Raw genomic sequence first — 7,444 nt, 5'->3', positions numbered from 1 at the left:
GGCGTGCCGTGCGCATCCGCCGGTGGTGTCGCGGCGGCGGACGCCTTCCGAGCAGGAGCAGGAGCAGGGGCGGACGCGGGTGCTGTGGCGTCGGTGCGGAGCTGGGTGTGGCTGAGGCGGTTGGCGGCGTGGATGGTGAGGTTCTTGGGCTTGATCGTCAGCGACTCGGCGATCTTCAGCTCATACCCGGGGTCGGTCAGGGCGATGTCGAAGCGCTGGAGCATCATCGCCAGCACCAAGGTGGCCTCCTGCAACGCGAAGGGACGACCGATGCAGGCCCGTGCGCCGTGGCCGAACGGCATCCACGCATACTCGGGGATCTCATCCATCCGTTCCGGGGAGAACCGGTCCGGGTCGAACCGCGTCGGCTCGGGCCACACGGCCGGATCGGTGTGCAGGGTCGGGAGCATCACCATCACGCTCTCTCCGGCGGCGATGTCGTATCCGCCCAGCGTGGTGTCCTCACTCGGGGACAGCGCGAACGCCGGAGCGGTGGGATGCAGCCGCAGGGTCTCACGCAGAACCTGCCCGATGTAGCCCAACTTGGCCAGGTCAGCGAACTCCGGGGTCCGATCACCCAAGACCTCATCAACCACCTCGCGGGCCTTCGCGAGCACATCGGGGTGGGTCAGCAGCTTGTGGGTCGCGAAGGACAACAGCCCGGAGGTGGTCTCATGCCCGGCGATGAGGAAGGTCGCGAGCTGATACTGGACGTTCTCCTCCGACAGCTTCTCCCCGGTGAGCGGGTCCGCAGCCGACAGCATCCGCTCCAGCAGGTCATCAGGCCGCTGATCGACAGGCCTACCGGCGCGGGCCGTGACGATGTCCTGGGTGATCTGCCGCATGGTGGCGATGTCCTCGCGGTAGCGGCGGTTGGTGCCGACCATGAACGGCTGCACCCCCGGTAGGCGCTCGCTGCGCAGCCCCGCCTCGGTCAGCGCGCCCACCATCGCACCGACGAAAGGGTGATGGTTCTCGGAGTAGAACGAGTTGAACCGCACATCGAACGCACACAGCGCGATCGTGTCCAGCGTCAGCCGGGTCATGTCCTCGGCGACGTCGATCTCCACGTCTGGCCCGAAGCGCTCCCAGCGGACCATCATCTGCTCGGCGATGTCGAGCATCTGGCCAAAGTAGTCCTTCATCGCCATCGTCCCGAACGCCGGCATCAACAACCGGTGCGCCTTCCCCCAGTTCGGCTCCTCGTTGTACGCGGTGAACAACCCGTCACCACCGAAGTCGCGCACCTGATCGATCGCGTCATGGACCTTCTTCGACCACAACGGACTGGAGCACATCTCCGCCACCAGCGCGTGTTCCGAGGCGAAGATCTGCCGCGTGCCCAGCACATCAAGGGCGAACATGCCGCCGTACTTGGCGTGATAGTCCTCAGCGAACTCGATTGAGGTCTCCTGCGAAGCGCCCAGCACCTCGAACAGGTTCCCCACCACCGGCAGGGCGGCAGGGCCGGGGATGCGAGGGGTGCCGGTGGCGTTGGGAGGAGTCATCGAAAGGGCCTTCCTGTTCACGATCTATCGGGTCGAACCGTCCATCGCCCCTGGTGGCTGGCTGTGAGCGGGCGCACCCGGTCAGAGGTCGGAGTGCGGCCTGAAGCCCGGCCATGAGTTCGGGCACCGCGTGACGTCTCCCAACACACTAACTTGGCCACTCGCCTAGGTCAACTGGCCAAGTCGTGTGCCCAAGGCGTATGATGGGGCTATGGACGATCGAGGAGAGGCGCGTACGCCGCGCAAACAGATCAGCGCTGGCGAGCGTCGAGAGCAGTTGGTGGCCGCCGCGCTGCGGGTGATGAGGCGCGACGGGATCGCTGCGGCGAGCACCCGTGCGATCTGCGCTGAGGCGGGGTTGCCGCACGGGGCGTTCCACTACTGCTTCCACTCCAAGAAGGAGCTGTACGCAGCCCTGCTGGCCAGTGACATCGAGATCGACCTGGGGGCCGCCTGGCCGCATATCTCACCCGATGCGAGCCCGTATGAGAACATCCGCACCTTGCTGTTGGCGTTCTGGGCGCAGATCGAGACCGACCCTGACGCGCAGTTGGTCCTGTTTGACCTGGGCAGCTTCGCGCTGCGCGACCCCGAACTTCAGGAGCTGCCACAGCACGAGCACGCCGCCTCCCTGGAGAAGGCCACCGGCTACGTCGCCCGGCTGGCGAAGGAGGCGCGTCTGGACTTCGCCCAGGACGAGCGAGTGCTCGCCGAACTCGTCCTCGACACGCTCAACGGAGTCGCCTGGTCCTGGCTGGCCCACCGAGACAACGACCTCGCCCGCCAGAGCCTGGAGCGGTTCGCTCGACTGGCGGCATCGTTCGCACGCACGACCAGCGAACACACCGGCTAGCGCCACGCGGCGCCTCGCCGCACACCACGCCAGCAGCTCTGAACGGGGTTGCTTACTACGACCAGAACTGTACCGGCACGACGGTGTAGTTTGAGGAAATATCTAGGAGATTGAACATGAACGAACTGATGACGCCAGCCAGGCGGTGGGCTTCGCTGGCTGTGCTGGTGGGAGCGGTGCTGCTGCTGGCCATTGACGCCACGGTGCTGTATTTGGCGGTGCCGTCGCTGACGGCAGACCTGTCGCCGACAGCCTCGCAGGTGTTGTGGATCGGCGACATCTACTCCCTGGCACTGGCGGGTCTGCTGGTCACGATGGGGAACCTGGCTGACCGGATCGGCCGCAAGAAGCTGCTGCTGATCGGAGCCGCCGCGTTCGGACTCGCCTCGATCCTGGCGGCCTTCGCGCCGAGCGCGGAAGTCCTCATCGCCGCGCGCCTGCTGCTGGGTGTGGCCGGAGCCACCATCATGCCTTCGACGCTGTCGCTGATCCGCAACATCTTCACCGACCCGATCGAGCGCACCCGTGCGATCGCGATCTGGTCGGCCGCCGCTGCCAGCGGCATCGCACTTGGCCCGCTGGTGGGCGGGGCGCTGCTGGAGAACTTCTGGTGGGGCTCGGTGTTCCTGATCAACCTGCCCGTCATGGCACTGGTCATCGGCCTGGGCGCGTGGCTGCTGCCGGAGTCCCGCAACCCCAACCCCGGCCGGTTCGACCTGATCTCCAGCGGCCTGTCCATGCTGGCGATCGTCCCGTTCGTGTACACGATCAAGCAGGTCACCGGCGGCAAGTTCGACCTCCTCACCGCAGCGGCGATCATCGCGAGCGTGGTCGGCGGCATCCTGTTCGTGCGCCGTCAGCGCAAGACCGCCTCCCCGATGATCGACGTGGACCTGTTCCGCGTGCCCGCCTTCAGCGGCGCGGTGCTGGTCAACTTCATCTCGGTGTTCGCCCTCAGCGGTGTGCTGTTCTTCTTCTCCCAGTACCTCCAGCTCGCCCGCGGCCTCAGCCCGCTCCAGGCCGGACTCGCGCAGCTACCCGCCGCCCTCTCGGCGATGGCCGCTGTGGCAGTGGTCGGGTTCCTCCTCACCCGTCTCGGTCGCGGCCGGGCGATCGGGGTGGCTCTGATCACCGGCGCGGTCGGGCTTGGGCTGCTGGCCGCATTGGAGAGCAGCGAGCAGTTGGCCTGGGTGCTGCTGGCCGTGGTCCCACTCGGGCTGGGCATCGGTGTCGCCGAGACCCTGTCGGTGGATGCGGTGGTCTCCGCCGTCAAGCCAGCCAAGGCCGGAGCCGCGGCCTCGGTCGCCGAGACCGCCTACGAGCTCGGCGTGGCCCTGGGCATCGCGATCCTCGGCTCGCTGATGAGCGTGTTCTACCGCGGAGGCCTCGACCTGCCGACAGGTGTTCCCGGCGAGGTAGCGGCCCGGGCCGAGGACTCACTCGCCTCGGCGACCGCGGTCCTCGAGCCCGGAAGCCCGGTCCTGGAAGCCGCGCAGCACGCGTTCGTCTCGGCAATGCAGTCCACCACCCTGATCGCCGGGGGCGTGATGGTCCTCGCCGCGATCGTGGCCTTCACCCTCATCCCGAACAACAAGGACGCCGTCACCGCCGACCACTGAAAACCTGACCACAACTGAAATCCTTGAACCGAACCCACGAGAAAGGAGACGCATCATGGCACGGACCGCCGGACGCAGCGCAGACGAGACCAGACAACTCATCCTGACCTCGGCCGCACGCCTGATCGGCCGGCACGGCACCACGGTGCCCGTGACCGACATCGCCGAGGCCGCCGGGGTCTCCAAAGGCGGCCTGCTCTACCACTTCCCGAACAAGGAAACACTGCTGAACGGGGTGGCCACCAACCTGATGACCCAGTTCCGCAGCCACGTCGAGCAGGCCGCGACCGCCGAGCCCGAAGGGGTCCCGGGCAGACTCACCCGCGCCTACATCCGCGTCAGCTTCGCTCACGCCGGGGACCCCAACGGGCTACGCGACTACATCGCCCTAGCCGCTCACCTGATGTTCGAGCCCGCCCTAGAAGAACTCGCCCAAGCAGACGCCGCGCAGTGGCGCAGCGCGCTCTTCGAAGACGGCCTCGACCCCGCGATCACCCGCATGGGCATCGCCGCCACCGACGGGTCCAACAGCGCCCCGCTGTGGGGAGCCGTCCTGACCGAGCCCGACCGCACCGCCCTCGAAGCCGACCTGATCGCCCTCACGCAACGTGACGACTCATCCGGCTGACCCACACCATTCACGGAAAGGAAAACCACACCATGACCAACATCGTCTACCGCCCCTACCAGCCGCAAGACGCCGAGGACATCAAGAAGATCATCAACGAAGCCTTCTACATCCACCGCTACGTCACCGGCCGCCTGGTCCTCGACAGCGCGCTGGAGATCTACCTGCGCGAGCGCCTCCTGGCCAGCACCTGGACCCGCGTCGCGGTCCAGGATGGCCGTGTCGTCGGCGTCATCATGGGCCAAGTCGACGGGCAGCCACGCCTCGGCGGCCGGTTCACCAACCGACTCCTGACCCTGGCGCACATGCTCCGCGCCGGCATCCTCGGCCTGCCCCAGTGGAAGTCGATGCGCCAGTACTTCGCCTTCGACCGCGTCTACGGTGAGCTGCGCAAGAAGACCCCGAGCCCGCTGACCGACGAACTGACGCTCTTCGCCGTGGACTCCAGCACCCGCGGACTCGGCATCGGCAAGACCCTCTACCGCGACTACCTCGACCATCTCCGCAGCCTCGGACGCAGCGACTTCTACCTCTACACCGACTCCCTGTGCACCTTCCAGTTCTACGAGAAGCAGGGCATGACCCGCACCGCCTCCGAAGACATGAACCTCGTCCTCGACGGCAAACCTGAAGCCCTAGGCGTCTACCTGTACTCGGGCACCGCCACCTAAGCCCACGACACGAGCACCGGGCTCCAGGACTTCAAGCCCGGAACCCTCGATGGGACAATGGGTCGCATCGGCCCGTTCCCGCCTACGGCACGCGATCGTCGCCGAACATCGGCAGACCGACCACGCCACCCGACACGAAAGCAGGAGCCGATGGCACGTACACGTTCCCGCGGAGGGTTCTGGGTCGGCGCGGTCGCAGAAATCTCCATCATCGTCGCCAGCCTCGTTTACGTGGTCTCCAGCGAACTCTGGGCGCTGATCGCTTGGGAAGCACTCGCGACCGGTTACCTCGCTATCGGGTTCACCCTCGCCTGGAGCGGCAAACGCCCCTCCCGAGTCTCCCGCGGCGACGTCCGCGCCGTCGCACGATGGTCGTGGGTTCTACCCCTCATCTCCAGCTTCGCCGGCGTCAACTCCGCCGTGCTCGCCCTGATCGCCCGCGGCGACGGCATCCACAACGACGCCCTGCTCGGCGTCGCCGCATCCATCGGTGTCGTCCTGTCCTGGACACTCCTGCACACCGGCTTCGCGCAGATGTATGAAGCCACCGACATCGCCTCAGACCAAGACGCCATCACCTTCCCCGGCAACGACCGCCCCGTCTTCCTCAACTACCTCTACTTCTCCTTCACCATCGGAACATCCTTCGCCACCTCAGACGCCACACTCAAAACCCTCCCCGCTCGACGACTCGTCCTCATCCACGGCGTGGTCTCCTTCTTCTACAACGCCCTTGTCGTCGCCGTCGCATTCCAAGTCCTCCAACACGCCGTGGCTTCCTAACACCTAACGTGGCAATGCTTCGTGGCGCTCTCCTGTCGCTGTCATATGCTGCTCGTTCGCTGGGAGCGCGTCAACGGCCTCGGGATGGTTGTCGAGCGTGATGCCGGAGAAGCTCATCGGGAGGCCTTGTGCGGTCCAAAGTGAGGCGCGGTCCATGAGTTGCGCATGCACATGCGGCTCGCTGGTGTTGCCAGAGTTCCCGCAGCCTCCGATGACCGTGCCAGCAGTCACCCGGTCACCGACCTTCACGGTCAGCGATCCCTGCTGCAGATGTGCGACAGTCGCGTATGCGCCATCGCCACTGCGGATGGTGACGTGATTTCCGATGACGAACCCTGGCCCGCCGATTTCGCGGATCATGCCCTCGATCATCATGTAGACGATGCCCCAACCGTTGGAGCGGGCCCGGTGATCCCTGCGCCATCCTGAAGCGCGTACGACCTCCCCGTCGACCATCGCGAATACGGGCTCACCGAACGCAGGATACGCACTCGGTAGCCGCATCATCGCGCCACCGAACTCCGGGCGCGGTTCAGCCACCGGGTCGGCGACAATATCGATGGCATAAGCCTGCCCATAGGCCCTCACACCGTGGCTAGGAACCTTCGAGGCTGGACTATTCATCCCCAACCACCGGCCTCGCACTGGTGGCTCGACCACCCGGACCGGAGAGTCCGGGAGTAGTCGCGGTGCCAGGAACACCAGCATCAGACAGAGACCGGCAAGTGCGAGAGCGGCGAACACAGCAGCGAGCCACACCTCACGAACACCTCCGGCACTCATGAAGCGCCCCAAGACTGCGTTGCCGATGAGGACCACTGCCGCGAGGTAGTAGAGCGGGATTCGCACGCGGTACAGCGCCAGCACTGCTCGTTTCATCGCCCCGCCCCCACCAGGCAGGCCAGCAGCGGCACGATCCGCGCCGCGGGCACCTCGTAATTCCCGCGACCGCTCTGCTTGACCCAGCCCGCTGCGACAAGCTGCCGGAGATGGTGGTGCAGCTGTCCGGTCGTGCCGAGAGACGCAACCTCGGCAAGGTCAGCCGTCGCGTGCGTGCCCGAGAGGATATGGCGCAGCAGTTCCAGTCGCACAGGATGCCCGAGCGCAGAGAATGCCGCGGCTTGATCGGACCACTCCGTCTCCCAAATACCCGCGGTGCCCGCGGCCTGCTGCCACGCTACCGGCGTACCATCCGGCAGTTTGAGCGAACCCACCAGCATGACCGCCCCCTCGACTGTCGAGGGGTGATCGTTCAGCTGGGACTGTAAGCCCGTCAAAGCCCAGAACTGCTCCTCATCCAGGATTGGTGAAGAATCACGCGCCCGATCGGGGCTTTCGGCCATCGCTTCCAACCGTGCCATGCGCTCGGACAGCGCCTCCAG

General features: G+C 66.2%; 8 protein-coding genes. 5 read left to right on the top strand and 3 right to left on the bottom strand.

Features of this window, described 5'->3' with window-relative positions; all coding sequences use genetic code 11:
* Positions 1 to 1,508 (bottom strand): cytochrome P450 (locus tag KZA10_RS04785; protein ID WP_218682309.1); only part of this gene is annotated, 1,508 nt, incomplete at its 3' end.
* 211 nt (positions 1,509 to 1,719) lie between these two features.
* On the opposite strand from KZA10_RS04785, the gene KZA10_RS04780 reads away from it, so the two are divergent.
* The 5 genes from KZA10_RS04780 to KZA10_RS04760 all read left to right on the top strand — a co-directional run bounded on the left by KZA10_RS04780 (position 1,720) and on the right by KZA10_RS04760 (position 6,062).
* A complete protein-coding gene (locus KZA10_RS04780) occupies positions 1,720 to 2,361 on the top strand; it encodes a TetR/AcrR family transcriptional regulator (protein WP_094451883.1) in 642 nt (213 codons plus the stop codon).
* A gap of 116 nt (positions 2,362 to 2,477) precedes the next feature.
* Positions 2,478 to 3,980: an MFS transporter gene (locus KZA10_RS04775; protein ID WP_094451882.1), complete on the top strand. Its 1,503-nt coding sequence runs from the start codon at positions 2,478 to 2,480 to the stop codon at positions 3,978 to 3,980.
* 55 nt (positions 3,981 to 4,035) lie between these two features.
* A complete protein-coding gene (locus tag KZA10_RS04770; protein WP_218682308.1) occupies positions 4,036 to 4,608 on the top strand; it encodes a TetR/AcrR family transcriptional regulator in 573 nt (190 codons plus the stop codon).
* Positions 4,609 to 4,640: 32 nt separating this feature from the next.
* Positions 4,641 to 5,279: a GNAT family N-acetyltransferase gene (locus KZA10_RS04765; protein ID WP_094451880.1), complete on the top strand. Its 639-nt coding sequence runs from the start codon at positions 4,641 to 4,643 to the stop codon at positions 5,277 to 5,279.
* Between the two features lie 150 nt (positions 5,280 to 5,429).
* Positions 5,430 to 6,062, top strand: coding sequence for a DUF1345 domain-containing protein (locus KZA10_RS04760; protein ID WP_179229133.1), 633 nt, complete (start codon positions 5,430 to 5,432; stop codon positions 6,060 to 6,062).
* A 3-nt stretch (positions 6,063 to 6,065) separates the two neighbouring features.
* On the opposite strand, the gene KZA10_RS04755 is transcribed toward KZA10_RS04760, so the two are convergent.
* On the bottom strand, positions 6,066 to 6,929 hold the full coding sequence (locus tag KZA10_RS04755) for a M23 family metallopeptidase (RefSeq protein WP_235188202.1): 864 nt from the start codon (positions 6,927 to 6,929) through the stop codon (positions 6,066 to 6,068).
* An 8-nt stretch (positions 6,930 to 6,937) separates the two neighbouring features.
* Positions 6,938 to 7,444 (bottom strand): helix-turn-helix transcriptional regulator (locus KZA10_RS04750; RefSeq protein ID WP_218682307.1); only part of this gene is annotated, 507 nt, incomplete at its 5' end.

The sequence above is a fragment of the Microbacterium sp. BF1 genome (genome assembly GCF_019279095.1).
GTDB lineage: Bacteria > Actinomycetota > Actinomycetes > Actinomycetales > Microbacteriaceae > Microbacterium > Microbacterium maritypicum.
Note: the sequence above shows the minus strand (reverse complement) of the source record. Positions and strands in the feature narration are given on the sequence as shown.